The 16527-nt window shown below is 74.9% G+C and carries 15 protein-coding genes; 10 read left to right on the forward strand and 5 right to left on the reverse strand.

Translation table 11 applies throughout. The features are described from left to right. Positions 1 to 405: 405 nt before the first annotated feature. Entirely contained in the window at positions 406 to 990 is a 585-nt protein-coding gene (locus ACFY93_RS03675; protein ID WP_391353244.1) for a helix-turn-helix domain-containing protein, read from the forward strand. Positions 991 to 1009: 19 nt separating this feature from the next. On the opposite strand, the gene ACFY93_RS03680 is transcribed toward ACFY93_RS03675, so the two are convergent. After that, positions 1010 to 1690 carry a gamma-glutamyl-gamma-aminobutyrate hydrolase family protein gene (locus tag ACFY93_RS03680; protein WP_391353246.1) on the reverse strand — a complete coding sequence of 227 codons (681 nt, stop codon included), beginning with the start codon at positions 1688 to 1690 and terminating at the stop codon, positions 1010 to 1012. 77 nt (positions 1691 to 1767) lie between these two features. Further along, positions 1768 to 2505 (reverse strand): FCD domain-containing protein, encoded by a 738-nt coding sequence (locus tag ACFY93_RS03685; RefSeq protein ID WP_391353247.1) that lies wholly within the window; start codon positions 2503 to 2505, stop codon positions 1768 to 1770. A 76-nt stretch (positions 2506 to 2581) separates the two neighbouring features. Between ACFY93_RS03685 and ACFY93_RS03690 the strand changes: the two genes are divergently transcribed. From ACFY93_RS03690 to ACFY93_RS03710, 5 genes are all read left to right on the forward strand, one after another. After that, complete coding sequence (locus ACFY93_RS03690) at positions 2582 to 3946, forward strand: glutamine synthetase family protein (protein ID WP_391353249.1); 1365 nt, start codon at positions 2582 to 2584, stop codon at positions 3944 to 3946. Between the two features lie 11 nt (positions 3947 to 3957). Then, entirely contained in the window at positions 3958 to 5337 is a 1380-nt protein-coding gene (locus ACFY93_RS03695; protein ID WP_391353250.1) for an aldehyde dehydrogenase family protein, read from the forward strand. Further along, complete coding sequence (locus tag ACFY93_RS03700) at positions 5334 to 6125, forward strand: 3-oxoacyl-ACP reductase (RefSeq protein ID WP_391353252.1); 792 nt, start codon at positions 5334 to 5336, stop codon at positions 6123 to 6125. The genes ACFY93_RS03695 and ACFY93_RS03700 overlap by 4 nt, the downstream gene beginning before the upstream one ends. Before the next feature lie 64 nt (positions 6126 to 6189). Then, positions 6190 to 7449 carry a haloacid dehalogenase-like hydrolase gene (locus tag ACFY93_RS03705; protein ID WP_391353586.1) on the forward strand — a complete coding sequence of 420 codons (1260 nt, stop codon included), beginning with the start codon at positions 6190 to 6192 and terminating at the stop codon, positions 7447 to 7449. 47 nt (positions 7450 to 7496) lie between these two features. Beyond that, entirely contained in the window at positions 7497 to 8414 is a 918-nt protein-coding gene (locus ACFY93_RS03710) for a DUF2510 domain-containing protein (protein ID WP_391353253.1), read from the forward strand. A gap of 25 nt (positions 8415 to 8439) precedes the next feature. On the opposite strand, the gene ACFY93_RS03715 is transcribed toward ACFY93_RS03710, so the two are convergent. After that, positions 8440 to 9642, reverse strand: coding sequence for an alanine racemase (locus tag ACFY93_RS03715; RefSeq protein WP_391353255.1), 1203 nt, complete (start codon positions 9640 to 9642; stop codon positions 8440 to 8442). Between the two features lie 291 nt (positions 9643 to 9933). Between ACFY93_RS03715 and ACFY93_RS03720 the strand changes: the two genes are divergently transcribed. Continuing rightward, positions 9934 to 11730 (forward strand): hypothetical protein, encoded by a 1797-nt coding sequence (locus tag ACFY93_RS03720; RefSeq protein WP_391353257.1) that lies wholly within the window; start codon positions 9934 to 9936, stop codon positions 11728 to 11730. Continuing rightward, on the forward strand, positions 11727 to 13001 hold the full coding sequence (gene mycP / locus ACFY93_RS03725) for a type VII secretion-associated serine protease mycosin (RefSeq protein ID WP_391353259.1): 1275 nt from the start codon (positions 11727 to 11729) through the stop codon (positions 12999 to 13001). The genes ACFY93_RS03720 and mycP overlap by 4 nt, the downstream gene beginning before the upstream one ends. 76 nt (positions 13002 to 13077) lie before the next feature. On the opposite strand, the gene ACFY93_RS03730 is transcribed toward mycP, so the two are convergent. Further along, the gene (locus tag ACFY93_RS03730; protein ID WP_391353261.1) at positions 13078 to 14049 is read right to left on the reverse strand and encodes a serine hydrolase; all 972 of its coding nucleotides are present in this window, start codon (positions 14047 to 14049) and stop codon (positions 13078 to 13080) included. Between the two features lie 152 nt (positions 14050 to 14201). Here ACFY93_RS03730 and ACFY93_RS03735 point away from each other — a divergent pair, with 152 nt between their 5' ends. Continuing rightward, positions 14202 to 14933 (forward strand): SseB family protein, encoded by a 732-nt coding sequence (locus tag ACFY93_RS03735; protein ID WP_391353262.1) that lies wholly within the window; start codon positions 14202 to 14204, stop codon positions 14931 to 14933. 54 nt (positions 14934 to 14987) lie between these two features. Here the strand turns inward: ACFY93_RS03735 and ACFY93_RS03740 are convergent, their stop codons facing one another. After that, entirely contained in the window at positions 14988 to 15362 is a 375-nt protein-coding gene (locus tag ACFY93_RS03740) for a DUF1844 domain-containing protein (RefSeq protein ID WP_391353264.1), read from the reverse strand. A gap of 392 nt (positions 15363 to 15754) precedes the next feature. Here ACFY93_RS03740 and infC point away from each other — a divergent pair, with 392 nt between their 5' ends. Then, positions 15755 to 16450, forward strand: a complete 696-nt coding sequence (infC, locus tag ACFY93_RS03745; RefSeq protein ID WP_391353588.1) for a translation initiation factor IF-3 — start codon at positions 15755 to 15757, stop codon at positions 16448 to 16450. Positions 16451 to 16527 lie beyond the last annotated feature (77 nt).

Raw genomic sequence — 16527 nt, forward strand, 5'->3', positions numbered from 1 at the left:
GCCGGGTGGCTCCCTCGGCGCCGGGGCGGGGGGGGCGGGGGGGCGGCGGCGGGGCGCCCCCCCCCGGGGGGGGGGGGGGGGGGGGGGGGGGCCCCCCCGGGGGGGGGGGGGCCCGCCCCCCCCCGCCCCTCGCGGCGTTCGCGGGCACGGGCGGCGGCACGGGCACCCGGCACGGGCGTTCGGCCCCCGCCGGGGACCGGTACCTGGTGTACTGGCGCGAACCGTGGGGTTCGGGCCCGTTACGGGACGCGGATGTCACGCACGCGTGAAACCGTTTGCCGAACATGCGTAGGGTGCAGTGAGGCCGTGGGTCCCGGTGGACCGCCCGGCGCGGGTGCGGCGGCCTCGGCCGCGGCACCCGCCGTGACCCCGTGGACCGACGACGCACAGGAAGGAGCCGGAGCGATGGGCGACCACAAGGAGCAGCCCCTTCGGGTGGGCGCCGCCGTCCGGCGGCGACGCCGGGCCCTGCAGCTGACCCTTGCCGTCGTGGCCCAGCGCAGCGGCCTCTCGGTCCCCTTCCTGAGCCAGGTCGAGAACGAGCGCGCGCGACCGAGCAGACGCTCCCTCGAACGGGTCGCCGACGCCCTGGGCACCACCGCCGTCGAACTGCTCGCCGTCGCCGACCCGGCGTGCAGCGTCGACGTGGTACGCGCCGACGGCGCCGAGTTCACTCCCGAAGCCCGCGTGCGCTCCCTCGTGCGCGGTCACCACCAGCTGCACGCCATGGAGTTCACCGGCGACCACGACGAGGGCCGCGAATTCCAGCACCGCAACGACGAGTTGATGTACGTCGCCGACGGAGCCGTCGAGATCGAGGCCGAGGGCCGCGCCCACCGGCTGGGCCGCGGCGACACCCTCTATCTGACGGGCGGGGTGCGCCACCGGTGGCGGGCGACCGAACCGGACACCCGGGTGATCGTCGTCGCGGTCGCCGACCACATCGAGGCGATGGAGGACCGGCAGACCCGCGGCGGCCGGGGCGCCTGAGCGCCGTCGGGAGGCCGCGTCAGGACGCCGCGCGGACCAGGGCCCGCATCACGCTCAGGTCCTCTGCCATCTCCGGATGCCACTGGATGCCCAGCGCCCAGGCGGGCGCGGGCAGTTCGACGGCCTCCACCGTGCCGTCCGCGGCGTGCGCCGAGACCGTCAGCCCCCGGCCGAGACGGTCCACCGCCTGATGGTGGTACGTCGGAACGTCGGCCGGGTACGGCACGATCCCCGCGTACCGGCTCCCGGGGACGGCCGTCACCGTGTGACGGCCGAAGACACCCACCCCGGTGACATGGCCGTCGAGGTGCTGCACGAGGGTCCCGCCGAGCGCCACGTTCAGGAGCTGCATGCCCCGGCAGATGCCGAGAAGCGGGGTGCCGGAGGTGAGCGCCGCCTCGATCAGGGCGAGCTCCCAGGCGTCCCGCTCGGGCGCGGGCGGCCCCGTACGCGGGGAGCGCGCGGCGCCGTAGCACGAAGGGTCCACGTCGGGGCCTCCCGCGATCACCAGCCCGTCGAGGCGGGCGACGGCCGCCGCGGCGTGCCCGGGGGCGTCCGGCGGAAGCATCGCGGCCAGACCGCCCGCGCCCTGGACGAGCCGGGGATAGCCGGACGGCAGCAGGACGGCCTCCAGCTCCCACACACCCCAGCGGGCCCGGGCCTCCAGATACGTACTCACACCGATCAGCGGTCCGCTCACGCCCGCCCCTCCCAGCCTCGTCCTGGACCCCCGCGTTCCGGACGGGTCCCCGGGGGGATTCTCCGGTGCCCGGGGGGTCACGCGAGGAAGCCGCGCAGCAGCGCCGCCGTCCCCGCGCAGTGCTCGCGCATCATCTCCCGCGCACCGTCCGCATCCCCGTCGAGCACGGCCCCGACCAGGGCCATGTGCTGACGCTGCGAGTGTTCGAGGTTGCGGACCAGCAGCGGGATGCAGTCGAGCAGATCGTTGACCGACGCCCGCACGGCCGCGTACCGGGCCGTGAGCGACGGGGAGCCGCACAGCTGGGCCAAGGTGAGATGGAGCAGGGTGTCCAGCCGGCGGTAGTCGGCCGGTGACGCGTCGTGCGTCCGGGCCAGCGCGTCGCGCAGCCGCCCCGCGCCCTCCTCGCCGAGGCCGTGCGCCGCGCACAGACCCGCGGCACCCACCTCCAGGACCTCCCGGAACCGCAGGACGTCCTCGATGTCGACCTCGCGGACCCGGCGGCGCAGCGCGTCCTCGCCGTGCGCGTCGGGACGCGGCAGCACGAACGTGCCGCCGTGACGGCCGCGCCGCGGCTCCACCAGCCCCTGCTCCCGCAGCACCTTCAGCACCTCGCGCAGCGTGACCCGGCTGACGCCCAGCCGCCCGGCCAGCTCGCGCTCCGCCGGCAGCCGCTCCCCGGCCGGCACGAGCCCGAGCCGCACCAGCTGCAGGATCCGCTCCAGCGCCTCCTCGAATCCGTTGCCCGCCCGCACCGGCCGCAGCACCGCCGCCAGCCGGTCCCCCGGGAGGCCGTCGGCATCCGTCCCCGGCATCCGGTCGCGCCCCCTTCCCAGCAAAGGTTCTCCGCCATACCTTAAGGCTTCCGGCTGACCGAAGGAGGCCCTTCCCGTGGCAGACCGCACACCACCGCTCGGCGTGGAGGAACTGCACGCGCTCGTCGCGGCCGGCGACATCGACACCGTCGTCCTGGCCTTCCCCGACATGCAGGGCAGGCTCCAGGGCAAGCGGTTCGCCGCCCGCTTCTTCCTCGACGAGGTCCTGGAGCACGGCACCGAGGGCTGCAACTACCTGCTCGCCGTCGACACCGACATGAACACCGTCGACGGCTACGCGATGTCCTCCTGGGAGCGCGGCTACGGCGACTTCGCCCTGCGCCCCGACCTCTCCACCCTGCGCCGCCTGCCCTGGCACGAGGGCACCGCCCTGGTCGTCGCCGACCTGGCCTGGGACGACGGAGCCCCCGTGACGGCCGCCCCCCGCCAGATCCTCCGCCGCCAGCTGGAGCGTCTCGCCGACCGCGGCTTCACCGCCCGGGTCGGCACCGAGCTGGAATTCATCGTCTTCCAGGACACCTACGACCAGGCCTGGGACGCCGGCTACCGCGGCCTGACCCCCGCCAACCGGTACAACGTCGACTACTCGGTCCTCGGCACCGGCCGCGTCGAGCCCCTGCTGCGCCGCATCCGCAACGAGATGCAGGCCGCGGGCCTCACCGTGGAGTCCGCCAAGGGCGAGTGCAACCCCGGCCAGCACGAGATCGTGTTCCGCTACGACGAGGCCCTGGTCACCTGCGACCAGCACGCCGTCTACAAGACCGGCGCCAAGGAGATCGCCGCCCAGGAGGGTGTCTCGCTCACCTTCATGGCCAAGTACAACGAGCGCGAGGGCAACTCCTGCCACATCCACCTCTCGCTCGCCGACGCGGACGGCACCGGCGTCATGGCGGGCGACGGCCCCGACGGCATGTCCGCGACCATGCACCACTTCCTCGCCGGACAGCTCGCCGCGCTCAGGGACTTCTCGCTGCTGTACGCACCCGGCGTCAACTCCTACAAACGCTTCCAGCCCGGCTCCTTCGCCCCGACCGCCGTCGCCTGGGGCCACGACAACCGCACCTGCGCCCTGCGGGTCGTCGGGCACGGCCGCTCCCTGCGCTTCGAGAACCGGCTGCCCGGCGGCGACGTCAACCCGCACCTGGCCGTCGCCGGCCTCGTCGCGGCCGGACTGCACGGCATCGAGCACGAGCTTGAGCTGCCCGAGCCGTGCACGGGCAACGCCTACGCCGCCTCGTACGAGCACGTCCCGGCCACGCTGCGCGAGGCCGCCGAGCTCTGGGAGAACAGCCCCCTGGCCCGCGCCGCCTTCGGCGACGACGTCGTCGCCCACTACACCAACATGGCCCGCGTCGAACTCACCGCCTTCGACGCCGCCGTCACCGACTGGGAGCTGCGCCGCTCCTTCGAACGCCTGTGAGGGCCGCCGCCGTGCCGTACGAGCACCGACTGCGGGTACTGAACCCGGCGACCGAGGACGTCGTCGCCACCGTCCCGGCCGCCTCGCCCGACGACGTGGACACGGCCGTCCGGCGCGCCACGGCGGCCCAGACCGCGTGGGCCGCGGCCGCCCCCGGCGACCGGGCGCGGCTGCTGCGCCGGTTCGCCGCCGTCGTCGACGGCCACGTCGAGGAACTCGCCCGGCTGGAGGTCCGCGAAGCCGGACACGTCATCGGCAACGCCCGCTGGGAGGCGGGCAACGTCCGCGACCTGCTGGACTACGCCGCCGGGGGAGTGGAACGGCTCACGGGCCGGCAGATCCCGGTGCCCGGCGGCCTCGACGTCACCTTCCTCGAACCCCTCGGCGTCGTCGGGGTCATCGCGCCCTGGAACTTCCCCATGCCCGTCGCGGCCTGGGGCACCGCGCCCGCCCTCGCGGCCGGCAACGCGGTGCTCCTCAAACCCGCCGAGACGACCCCGCTCACCGCCCTGCGGCTGGCGGAACTCGCCCTGGAGGCGGGCCTGCCCGAACACCTCTTCCAGGTGCTGCCGGGCGAGGGCCCCGTCGCGGGCGAGGCGCTCGTCGGGCACCCCGGCGTGGCGAAGATCGTCTTCACCGGGTCGACGGCCGTGGGCAAGCGGGTCTGGGCGAAGGGCGCCGCCCACCTGAAACGCGTCACCCTCGAACTCGGCGGCAAGAGCCCCAACATCGTCTTCGCCGACGCCGACCTGGAAGCCGCCGCGGCCGCCGCCCCGATGTCCTTCCTGGACAACTCCGGCCAGGACTGCTGCGCCCGCACCCGCATCCTCGTCCAGCGCTCCGTCCACGACCGCTTCCTCGCGCTCCTCGCCCCCGCCGTGGAGTCCGTCGTGGTCGGCGACCCCGCCGCCGACGGCACCGCCATGGGCCCGCTGATCTCCCGGACCCAGCTGGAGCGCGTACGGTCCTACGTCCCCGCCGGCGCCGACGGCATCCGGGGCAAGGCCCCCGAAGGGCCCGGCTTCTGGTTCCCGCCGACCGTCCTCACCGGAGTCGACCCGCACGCGCGCGTGGCCGTCGAGGAGGTCTTCGGGCCGGTCGCGGTCGTCCTCCCCTTCGACGACGAGGCGGACGCCGTCCGGCTCGCCAACGCCACCGACCACGGCCTGGCCGGGTCCCTGTGGACCCGCGACGTCGGCCGGGCCATCCGCGTCTCGCGCGCCGTCCGCGCCGGGAACCTGTCCGTCAACTCGCACTCCGCCGTCCGCTACTGGACGCCGTTCGGCGGATTCAAGCAGTCCGGGATCGGCCGTGAACTCGGACCCGGAGCACTCGACGCCTTCACCGAGACCAAGAACGTCTTCATCAGCACGGAGGGCCCCGCACTGTGACCTCGCAGCCAACGGACACCATCTGCCGACGCCTGGCCGGCCGCACCGCCGTCGTCACCGGCGCCGGCAGCGGGATCGGACTCGCCACCGCGCACCGGCTCGCCTCCGAGGGCGCGCACGTCGTCTGCGCCGACGTCGACGAACCCCGCGGCGGCGCGGCGGCCGAAGCGACCGGCGGGATCTTCGTCAGGACCGACGTGACCGACGCCGAGCAGGTCGAAAGGCTCTTCGAGACGGCGTACGACACCTACGGCTCCGTCGACATCGCCTTCAACAACGCGGGCATCTCGCCGCCCGACGACGACTCCATCCTGGAGACCGGCCTGGAGGCGTGGAAGCGCGTCCAGGACGTCAACCTCACCTCCGTCTACCTGTGCTGCAAGGCCGTCATCCCCTACATGCGGCGCCAGGGCAGGGGCTCCATCATCAACACCGCGTCGTTCGTGGCCCGGATGGGCGCCGCGACCTCGCAGATCTCGTACACGGCGTCCAAGGGCGGCGTCCTCGCCATGTCCCGCGAACTGGGCGTCCAGTTCGCCCGCGAGGGCATCCGCGTCAACGCGCTGTGCCCCGGCCCCGTCAACACCCCACTGCTGCGGGAGCTGTTCGCCAAGGACCCGGAGCGGGCCGCACGGCGCCTAGTGCACATCCCGCTGGGACGGTTCGCCGAGGCCACCGAGATCGCCGCCGCCGTCGCGTTCCTCGCCAGCGACGACTCCTCCTTCGTCAACGCCACCGACTTCCTCGTGGACGGCGGAATCTCGGGCGCCTACGTCACGCCTCTCTGACCCGGCCCACTTGTCGGTGTACGGTCCACCTTCCATGGGATACCGAACTCTTCTCGCGTGGACCATGACCGCTGCCGTCGCCGCCGCTCCGCCGGCGGCGGCCGCCGCGGCCCCGTCCCCCCACCGGCCGGCCTGCCCCCAGCTGTCCAGGAAGCTGAGCTGGTACGGCGACAACCGTGAGCACCTGCAGGACGTCATCGACCGGCGCGGAACCTGCGCCGGACACCGGAGAACACCGGTCGCCGCCTTCGACTGGGACAACACCGTCACGAAGAACGACGTCACCGACGCCACGATCACCTGGTCCCTGCGGCACGACAAGATCCTCCGCCCCGCCCGCTGGAAGGACACCAGCGCGTGGATGACCGACGAGGCGGACCGGGCGCTGACCGCCGCCTGCGGCACCGACGTGCCCGTCGGGGCCCCGCTGCCCACCTCCACCGACACCGGCTGCGCCGACGAGATCCTGGAGATCCGCGAGGACGCGCGGACGATGAGCGGCGCCGCCGCCTTCGCCGGCGAGTGGAACCACCGCCGCACCGTCCCCCAGTACGCCTGGGTCCCCCAGCTCTTCGCCGGGCACACCGTCGCCGAACTCACCGCGTACACCGAGAAGGCACGCCAGGAGGCCCTCGCGGCGCCCGTCGGCTCGACCCGCACCGTCGGCACGCACACCGTCCCCGCGTACGTCCGCTACTACGCCCAGCAGCGCGACCTGATCCGGACGCTCCAGCGGGCCGGATTCGACGTCTACATCGTCTCGGCGGGCTCCGAACCCGTCACGGAGGTCTGGTCGCGCGGCGTCGGCGTCGACCGCCGGCACACCATCGCGATCCGGTCGATTCTCGACCGGCGCGGCCGCATCACGACCCGCAACCAGGGCTGCGGCGACGTCCCCGACAGCAAGGGCGAGGCCATCCCGTACATCGACGGCAAACGCTGCTGGATCAACCAGGAGATCTACGGTGTGCACGGCGCCGCCGCCTGGCAGCGCCAGGACGCGCGCCGGCGGGTGACGATCGCGGGCGGCGACGCCGACACCGACGTCACCTTCGTCGGCGACGCCACCGGGGCCCATCTCGTCCTCAACCGGAACAAGAACGAGATCATGTGCCGCGCGTACGACGACGCCGACGGCCGCTGGGTGATCAACCCGATGTTCATCGAGCCGCTGCCGCGCAGGACCGATCCGTACCCGTGCGCGAGCACCGCGTACAACGAGCCCGACGGCAGCCGCGGACCCGTACGGCGCGAGGACGGCTCGGTCGTCCCCGCCCAGCGGGACACCGTGTCCGGTCCGGCCGGGACGTCTGACCGGTTGTGATCCATGGGCGCGGACGGCGGTCCAACGGCAGGCTCTAGAGTGCCGGGATGAGTGTGACGCCTCCGCCCGGCTGGTACCGCGACCCGTCGTACCCGCTCGTCGAGCGCTGGTGGGACGGGACCGCCTGGACCGATCACCGGCGGCAGCCCGAGACGCCCCAGCAGCCCGCCCCGGTTCCGCCCCCGGCGCCCTCGCCGGGCGGCGGCCCGGGCCGCGCCAAGGCGGTGGCGCTCGCCACGGCCGCGGCCGTCCTGGTCGCCGCCGTCGTCACCGGGGTCGTCGTCCTCGGCGGCGGGGACGACGGCGGCGCCGAGGCGAGGACCACGTCGGAGCCGACCACGCGGACCGGCACGGCGTCGCCGTCGCCCTCCGCCTCCGAGTCCGCCGGGAACGACCCCGACGTCGTCGTCGACGACCTCAACGGCATCACCCTGCGGCTGCCCGACGGCTGGACCGAGCCCGGGGACCTCAGCGACGACGACGTCGTCATGACCACCCGCGGCACCTACGACTGCCCGGGCGGAGGCGGTGTCTGCCGGCACGGCACCGTCACCTCGCGCACCGTCACGTCGAACGACGAGAAGTCCCCGAAGGCGCTCGCCGAGGGCGACATCCCGGACGCCACGGACCACTTCTTCGACAACGAGGTACTCGACCGGCAGCCCTACGGGGGCGTCACCTCGCACCGGCTCGTCGCGTCCGGTCCGGTCGCCGTCGCGGGCAGCGCCGGATACTACGTCCGCTGGCGGGTCGAGACCGGCGAGGGGCCCGGCGGGTACGTCCAGTCGCTGGCGTTCCGGTCCAGCGTGGGCTCCCAGTCGATGGTCATCGTCCGCCTCGCCTTCGACGCGGGCGAGGCGGGGCCGCCGCAGGCCGACATGGACAGGATCACCAAGGGCATCCGGCCGGTGGGCGACGCGGACACCGGCGGAGGCGTGGGCAGCAGCATCGGGCCGTCGAAGTAGCGGCGGCCCCCGGGGCGGACGGGGCCTACAGGAACGTGTGGCCCTCACCCCGGTAGGTCGGCACGCTCGCCGTCACCGCGTCGCCCTCCACCAGGTGCAGCTCGGCGAACCGCTCGCACAGCTCCCCGGCCTTCGCGTGCCGGAACCACACCTTGTCGCCGACGAGCAGATCATCCGCCGGGGAGCCCAGCAGCGGAGTCTGCACCTCGCCCGCGCCCTCCTGCGGGTCGTACACCAGCCCCTCCGGCAGGTACGGGACGGGCAGCCGGTCCGCACCGGGGGCGCCCGACGCCGGATAACCGCCGCCGAGCACCGTCACCACCCCGACGCCCGGCCTGCGGACGACGGGCTGGGCGAAGAGCGCGGCCGGACGCCCCCGGAACGACGTGTAGTTGTCGAACAGCCGGGGCACGTACAGGCCCGACCCGGCCGCGATCTCGGTCACGGCGTCCTCGGCGGCCGTGTGCTGCACGCTGCCGGTGCCGCCCCCGTTGACGAACTCCAGGCCGGGCGCCACCGCCCGCACGGCGCGCACCACCTCCGCACGCCGCACGGAGAGCTCCCTGCGCGCCGCGGCCTGCATGAGCCGGACGGCACGCGAGCGCACCGGCCGCCCGGCGAGCGCGTCGCCGACCCCGGCGACATGCCCCTCGTACGCCATGATCCCCACCAGCCGGAACCCCGGCCGCCGTTCCACCGCGCGGGCCAGCTCGGCCAACTGATCCGCCGAGTGCAGCGGGGAACGCCGCGCCCCGACCCGCACCCGGCCGCCCAGCAGCCTGAGGGACGTGTCCAGTTCCAGGCAGACCCGGATCTCCTCCCGGCCGCCCCGGCGGGCGTCGTCGACGAACCGGAGCTGGGCCGGGTCGTCGACCATGACGGTCACGGCGGCCGCGAGCTTCGGGTCACCGGCCAGCTCGGCGTACCCCTTCCGGTCCGCCGACGGATAGGCGAGCAGCACGTCGTCGAAACCGGAGCGGGCCAGCCACAGCGACTCGGCGAGGGTGAACGACATGATCCCGGCGAAGCCGTCCCGGGTCAGCACCCGCTCCAGGAGCGCCCGGCAGCGCACCGACTTGCTGGCGACCCGGACCGGTTTGCCGCCGGCCCGGCGTACGAGGTCGTCCGCGTTCGCGTCGAACGCCTCCAGGTCCACGATCGCGACGGGCGCGTCGAGATGAGCGGTCGCCCGGTCGTAGCGGGCTCGGTCGGCGGCACGGGCAGTCATGACCGAAGCCTGCCAGACAGAATTACCGCAGGGTAGGGGGACGTTCCGGGCAGATCCCCCCGCCCTGCGGACTGGTTCCCTCCGGACGCCGGGCAGCCCGTAGAGTGGCGCGCACGCAGGGAGGGACGACCTGCCCGCCGGGCCGTGCCCGGGGTGGCGGCGCGCCGCCACGGGTATGCGTGCCGGTGACGGCCGGCCCGTCAGGGGGTGCGGCCCCTCCACGCGTGGAAGCAGGCCCCGCCGGGCACCGCGGCGGGCGAGCGGCCCGGGTGACGAGGAAACGGGGGGTGCATGAGCACGGACGCGCGCCGCGCCTCCATCCCTCCGCGCCCGGAAGCCCCGCCCCGCCCGGCGCACGCACCGGACACCACGGACACCGGCACCCCGGACGACGCGACGGCTCAGGACACGGCGAACCCGGGTACGACGGCTCAGGACGCGACGGCCCCGGGCGCGACTGCTCCGGACACGGCCGCCGCGGCCACGACGGACCCCGGCAGCGCGCGGGCCGCCACCGGCGCGCCGCGTACCGAGACCGGCCCCCCGGCCCCGTCCGCACCGACCGCCCCGCCCGCACCTACCGGGCCCACGGCGCCCCCCGCACCCCGGCGGCCCGGGGCCCGGCCCGCGCCGGCTCCCCGCCCGGACCAGTCCTTCACGGCGGAGGACTGGCCCCCGACCTCCCCGCGCCCGCAGTGGCGGCGCGCCGCGGAGCAGCGGCCGGCGGACCACGACGTGCGGACGCCGCCCCCGCGCACCCAGGACCGGCCCCCGGCGGGGCAGTGGCCGACCCCCTCGCGGCGGAGCCCGGACTTCGCCGGCGGCCGGCCCGTGCGCCCGCGGGAGCGCGACGGCGACGCGACCCCCGCCGGTTCCGTCGGTGCCCCCGCGCCCGGCGCCCCCTGGGCGCCCCCGGCCCGCAGGCCCGGTGGCCCGGACGACGGCGCCGCCTCACCGGACGGCTCCCACAACGGCACGGCGGACAGCGGCGGGCCCCCGTCCCGCGCGCCGCGCGTCTCTCCTGACACCGTCGCTCCCGGCCCCGCCGGCGCCCCGGACACGGACCCCGACGTCCGGGACGCGGACGGGTCCGTCCCGCCCCCGCCCGCGGCCTCCGCCCGGTTCCCCGACGGGCCGCCTCCCGCCGCACGCACCACCGGCCCGCCCGGCGGCACCGACCCCGACACCACGCGGCTGCGGCCGGTCCCGGCCCGCTCGCCCGGCGAAGCCCCGCGCCCCGCCCGCCCGTTCGTGTCGTTCGCGCGGCCGCAGACCCCCCCGGAGACCGGTGCGCAGCCGTACGGCGACCCCGCCGCCGCACGCCCCGGCGGCGCCCGCCACCGCTCCCGCGTGGCCGCGGCCGCCGCCTGCGTCGTCCTGGGCCTCGGCCTCATCGGTGGCGCGGCGACCGGCAGCTGGCTGACCGGCGACAGCGCGGCGGCCGGTTCGGCCGGCGCCTTCACGGCGGCCGGAGAGCTCTGGCACGGCGTCCCCGTGGACCGGCTGTTCCCGCCCACCGTGCGCGGCGACGGCGCCGGACCCGGCGGCGCCGACCGTACGTGGACGCGGATCGCCGTCGCCCCGGACAGCGGCTGCCGTACGGCCTTCGACCCGCTGCTGCGCAAGGCCCTCGCGCCGGTGGGCTGTCTGCGGCTGCTGCGCGCCACCTACACGGACGCCACCCGCAGCCATGTCACCACCGTCGGACTGCTGTTCACCGAGGGGGACGAGGCGGCCATGCGCGCGCTGAAGTCCCGCTTCGGGAAGGAGGGGCTCGGCGACCGTACCGACCTGATGCCCCGCCCGTACGCGGCGAAGGGCACCGTCGCCGCCGGCTTCGGCGACCGGCAGCGGGCCACCTGGACGCTGTCCGTCCTCACCGACGCGCCCGTGGTCGTCTACGCCGTCTCCGGGTTCGCCGACGGACGCACCGTCCGCAGCCCGCAGCCCGCGGAGAAGGCGACCGAGTCCGGCGCCACCTCGGCACCGGCCCAGTCCGGCCTCGGCCACGAGGCGCGGGGCCTCGCGGACCGCATCGAGCGGAGCTTCCGCAAGACCGTCGCCAAAGCCGTGGAGGACCCCTCATGAGCGCCCGGACGACCAACGGCCGGACCCCGGGCGCCCGCCGCGCGAACGCCCCGGTCCCGGGCGGCTCCACCACGGCGCGCGCTGCCGGCCGCGCCCGGGTGCGCGGCGCCGGACGCGTCCTCACCACCCTCCTGCTCGCCGGCTCCCTCGCCGTGCTGCCCGCGACCACCGCGCACGCCGACGGCATACGCGACCAGCAGTGGGCCCTGGACGCGATGCACATCCAGCAGGTCTGGGCCACGACGAAGGGCAAGGGCATCACCGTCGCCGTCCTCGACACCGGCGTCGACGCCGAGCACCCCGACCTCACCGGCAACGTCCTCGACGGCAAGGACATGGTCGGCTTCGGAGCCTCCCGGGGCGACCGGGCCTGGGCCCGGCACGGCACCGCGATGGCCGGGATCATCGCCGCCCACGGCCATGGCGCGGGCGACGCCGACGGCGTCGTGGGCGTCGCGCCCGAGGCGAGGATCCTGCCCGTGCGGGTGATCCTGGAGGACGGGGACCCGGCCCGCGGCAAGGCCCGCAACACCCGCGGCAACGCCCTGGCCGAAGGCATCCGCTGGGCCACCGACCACGGTGCCGACGTCATCAACCTCTCGCTGGGCGACGACTCCAGGTCGGCGCACCCCGAGCCCGCCGAGGACGCGGCCGTCCAGTACGCCCTCAAGCGGGGCGTCGCCGTCGTCGCCTCGGCGGGCAACGGCGGCGAGAAGGGCGACCACATCTCCTACCCCGCCGCGTACCCGGGTGTCATCGCCGCCACCGCCGTCGACCGGTACGGCACCCGCGCCTCGTTCTCCACCCGCCGCTGGTACGCCACCGTCAGCGCGCCCGGCGTCGACGTCGTCATCGCCGACCCGGACGACAAGTACTACGAGGGCTGGGGCACCAGCGCGGCCTCCGCCTTCGTCTCCGGGGCCGTCGCCCTCATCAGGGCGGCCCACCCGGGCCTCACCCCGGCCCAGATCAAACAGCTCCTGGAGGACACCGCCCGCAACGCGCCCAAGAGCGGCCGCGACGACGCGCGGGGCTACGGCTTCATCGACCCGGCGGCCGCCATGGACGCGGCAGGGGACCTGAAGCCGGAGGGACTGCACGCGGCGGCGTACGGCCGGAAGTACTTCGGGCCGGGCCCCGACGAGGCCGTGGACGACGAGGACACCGCGGGCTGGGTGAGCCTGCTCGCGGGCGGCCTCGGCGCGGTCCTGCTCGCCGCGGCGGTCGTGCTCTGGCGCGGCCGGAGGAACCCGCGCCACCCGTTCCTCTGATCCCTGACGGGAGCGGCGGAGACGCGCGGCCCGTCCCCGGGGCCCCCTGCGCCGAGGCCCTTCCGACGGGCGGCCGTCAGTCCGCGTCGGCCTCCCGGAGCGCGGAGACCGCCGCGCGGGCGGCCGACTCCACCAGCGAGACACCCTCCGCCTTCGTCGTGCCGCCGTCGGACAGCACCGCCACCAGGTAGTCGCGTCCGCCGGCCGTGACCCGTCCGATGCTGTTGACGTCCCACAGCCCGGTCGTGCTCCGCGGCAGCCAGCCGTTCTTGAGCGCCCACCCGGTGCCGTCGGCCGCCGCCGAGACACCCCAGTCCTGACCGGCGGCGACGGAGCTCATGAGACGGCGCACGAACGCACGGGAGCCCGCGTCGAGCACCGACCCACCCTTGCCCTCCGTGTCCTTCCCGAACAGCACCCGCAGCAGGGTCAGCTGATCGGCGGCCGTGGTCCGCGTCAGCCCCCACAGCGCCCCGTCCCCGCCCTCGGTCTCCGTCAGCCCGAACCGCTTGTTCGCCGTGCCGAGCCCGTCGGCCCGCCCGATCGCCTCCCACAGCGCCGACGCGGAGGCGTTGTCGCTGTTCTCGATCATCGCGGTCGCCCGCGACCTCTCCGGGGCGGTGAGGTCCCGGCCGGCGTCCTGCGCCTGGAGCAGCAGCGCCGCCAGGATGTCCGCCTTGACGATGCTGGCCGTGTCGAACGTCCGCGAGCCGTACGACGCGTCGGCGCCCGACTCCACGTCGAGCACCGCGACGGACACCTCGGCCCCGTCCTCCACGCTCACCGACGCCATCGCCTCGGCGAGCAGGGCGTCCCGGTCCACCGAGGGCTGTGCCAATGACTCCACCGACGCCTCCTCGCCCGCCCCGGCCCGTACCCGGGGCGTCGCGGACGACGGTACGGCGCCCGCGCCGGCGTGCGCCCGCTCCTTCACGTACACGGTCCCCGCCGCCGTACCGCCGACGGCCACCACGGCGGCCAGCGCGGTGCACAGCAGCGGGGGCCGGCGGGTTCGGCGGGCACGGCGGCGCCGTCCGGGAGAGTCCATGCCGGGGATGCTGGAGGGCGGCCCTGTGCGCACCGCCTGCCCGCGATGAGAGGCGTCTCAGGCGCGGCTGAGAAAACCGTGAGGGCCCCCGGCCTCGGGCCGCCCCGGGTCGGCGGCGCCGTCCCGGGGACCCACCGATAGGGTCGGTGACCGTGGCGAACAAGAACATTCCCGACCCCGGCTTCTCCGACGACGACGGTTCGGCCGACCCCCGGCTGAGCGCGGCGCTCGCCGCCTGGGCCGAGGACCGGACCGCCGTGGCACCGGTCCTCGAGGCGCTGAAGGGCGCCCGGCTGCTCGTGCCCGTGGTGGCCGTGCTCGGCGAGGTCGAACAGGACGCGTCGGGACTGCGCCGCGAGAAGACCAGTGACATGGCGGTGCCGACCCTCAGGGCGGGCGGCCGCACGGCGCTGCCCGCCTTCACCTCCACCGAGTCGCTGGCCCGCTGGGACCCGGAGGCCCGCCCCGTGGCCGTACCGCTGCACCAGGCACTGCGAGCCGCCGCGCACGAGAAGGCCGACACGGTCGTGCTCGACCTGGCCGGACCCGTCCCCTACGAGCTGACCGGGCCCGCCCTGCTGGCCCTCGCCGAGGGGCGGGCGACGACGGACCCGCTCACCGACCCCGCCGTGCTCGACGCGGTGCGCGGCGTCGTCGCGGCCGAACCGGCCGTGCGCCGTGCCCACCTCGGCCCCGGCCGGGCGGACGGCACCCTGGCCCTCGTCCTGGACGCGGACGCGATCCCGGCCGAGGCCGCCCGCGCGGTCGCCGAGCGGCTGGCCGCCGACGAAACGCTGAGGGCCCGCCTGGTGCGCGGTCTCGACCTGGCACTGCTGCCGGCCGGGACGACGCCTCCGGGCGAGCCCCTGTTCGTACGCGGGTGACGCGTGCGCGCGTGAGGTCGTACGCGTGAAGTCGTACGCGTGCGCGCGTGAGGATCAGCCGTAGACCGGGCCCGTGTACTTCTCGCCAGGACCCTGGCCCGGCTCGTCGGGGACGATCGACGCCTCGCGGAAGGCCAGCTGCAGCGACTTCAGACCGTCGCGCAGCGGCGCCGCGTGGAACGAGCTGATCTCGGTGGTGCTCGCGTCGAGCAGGCCGGCCAGCGCGGTCACCAGCTTGCGGGCCTCGTCCAGGTCCTTGTGGGACTCGCCCTCCTCGGTGAGGCCGAGCTTCACCGCGGCGGCGCTCATCAGGTTGACGGCGACCGTCACGATCACCTCGACCGCGGGAACCTCGGCGATGTCGCGGGTCATGGCGTCGAAGTCGGGGGCCCCGGCGGTTTCGGGGGACTGGGGAGGGGTGTCACTCATGGCCCCCACGATACGGTCCGGCGCGCGTGGCCCGGCGTCCGGTGCCCGTGCGCGGGACGGGGTGCGGGCCCCGTCGACCTCCGGTTAGCACCTGCCCGGGGGAGCTGCTAACCTTGTGTAACGACCGGTCGGACACGCATGTGTTCGACCCGCAAGTGGAGGCTCCGATCTCCCACCCGACCGTCCCCCGGGACGGCGGGTCACCCGGTCAGGCGGCCGCCATCGTTCCGTACGGACGATGGAGTCGCCCGAAGTGCGCCCCGCGGTTCACCGTGGCGGTGCTCCGGTAGTGCTTGGAGCCCCGCCTGTGTACCGGCCGGGGCATTTTTCATGTGCCGCGGTGGTTGGTCCACATGTCATCAGAGACATACGCGGCTGTCCGCCAGACCGCCGTGTGGTGCTACCGAGGAGGATCCATCAGCGCCGAGCCCCGCATCAACGACCGGATTCGCGTTCCCGAGGTGCGACTTGTCGGTCCCAGCGGCGAGCAGGTCGGGATTGTTCCGCTTGCCAAGGCCCTGGAGCTTGCGCAGGAGTACGACCTCGACCTGGTCGAGGTGGCCGCGACCGCGCGTCCGCCGGTCTGCAAGCTCATGGACTACGGGAAGTTCAAGTACGAGTCGGCCATGAAGGCCCGTGAGGCGCGCAAGAACCAGGCGCACACGGTCATCAAGGAGATGAAGCTCCGGCCGAAGATCGACCCGCACGACTATGACACCAAGAAGGGTCACGTCGTCCGGTTCCTCAAGCAGGGCGACAAGGTCAAGATCACGATCATGTTCCGTGGTCGCGAGCAGTCCCGGCCCGAGCTGGGCTACCGACTGCTCCAGCGTCTCGCTTCGGACGTCGAGGACCTCGGGTTCGTCGAGTCGAACCCGAAGCAGGACGGCCGAAACATGATCATGGTTCTCGGTCCGCACAAGAAGAAGACCGAGGCGATGGCCGAGGCCCGTGAGGCGCAGGCGGCTCGCAAGGCGGAGGCGAAGGCCAACCCCGGCAAGTCGCAGAACGCCGCCGACGACGAGATCACCGAGGCACCTGCCGAGGAGATCACCGAGGCCCCGGCCGAGGCTTCGGCCGAGGCCTGATCCCGGGGCGAGGGCCCTGGGCGCCCGGGACGCTGGTCCCGGGAGTCCCAGGACGCGAGTCCGGGGATGCCAACCCA

The sequence above is a fragment of the Streptomyces sp. NPDC008313 genome (assembly GCF_042956125.1).
Taxonomy (GTDB): Bacteria; Actinomycetota; Actinomycetes; order Streptomycetales; family Streptomycetaceae; genus Streptomyces.

Coding starts and splice junctions, on each gene's coding strand:
- ACFY93_RS03675 (WP_391353244.1), top strand. CDS start 406: ATGGGCGACCACAAGGAGCAGCCCCTTCGGGTGGGCGCCGCCGTCCGG.
- ACFY93_RS03685 (WP_391353247.1), bottom strand. CDS start 2,505: ATGCCGGGGACGGATGCCGACGGCCTCCCGGGGGACCGGCTGGCGGCG.
- ACFY93_RS03705 (WP_391353586.1), top strand. CDS start 6,190: ATGACCGCTGCCGTCGCCGCCGCTCCGCCGGCGGCGGCCGCCGCGGCC.
- ACFY93_RS03710 (WP_391353253.1), top strand. CDS start 7,497: ATGAGTGTGACGCCTCCGCCCGGCTGGTACCGCGACCCGTCGTACCCG.
- ACFY93_RS03715 (WP_391353255.1), bottom strand. CDS start 9,642: ATGACTGCCCGTGCCGCCGACCGAGCCCGCTACGACCGGGCGACCGCT.
- ACFY93_RS03720 (WP_391353257.1), top strand. CDS start 9,934: ATGAGCACGGACGCGCGCCGCGCCTCCATCCCTCCGCGCCCGGAAGCC.
- mycP (WP_391353259.1), top strand. CDS start 11,727: ATGAGCGCCCGGACGACCAACGGCCGGACCCCGGGCGCCCGCCGCGCG.
- ACFY93_RS03730 (WP_391353261.1), bottom strand. CDS start 14,049: ATGGACTCTCCCGGACGGCGCCGCCGTGCCCGCCGAACCCGCCGGCCC.
- ACFY93_RS03740 (WP_391353264.1), bottom strand. CDS start 15,362: ATGAGTGACACCCCTCCCCAGTCCCCCGAAACCGCCGGGGCCCCCGAC.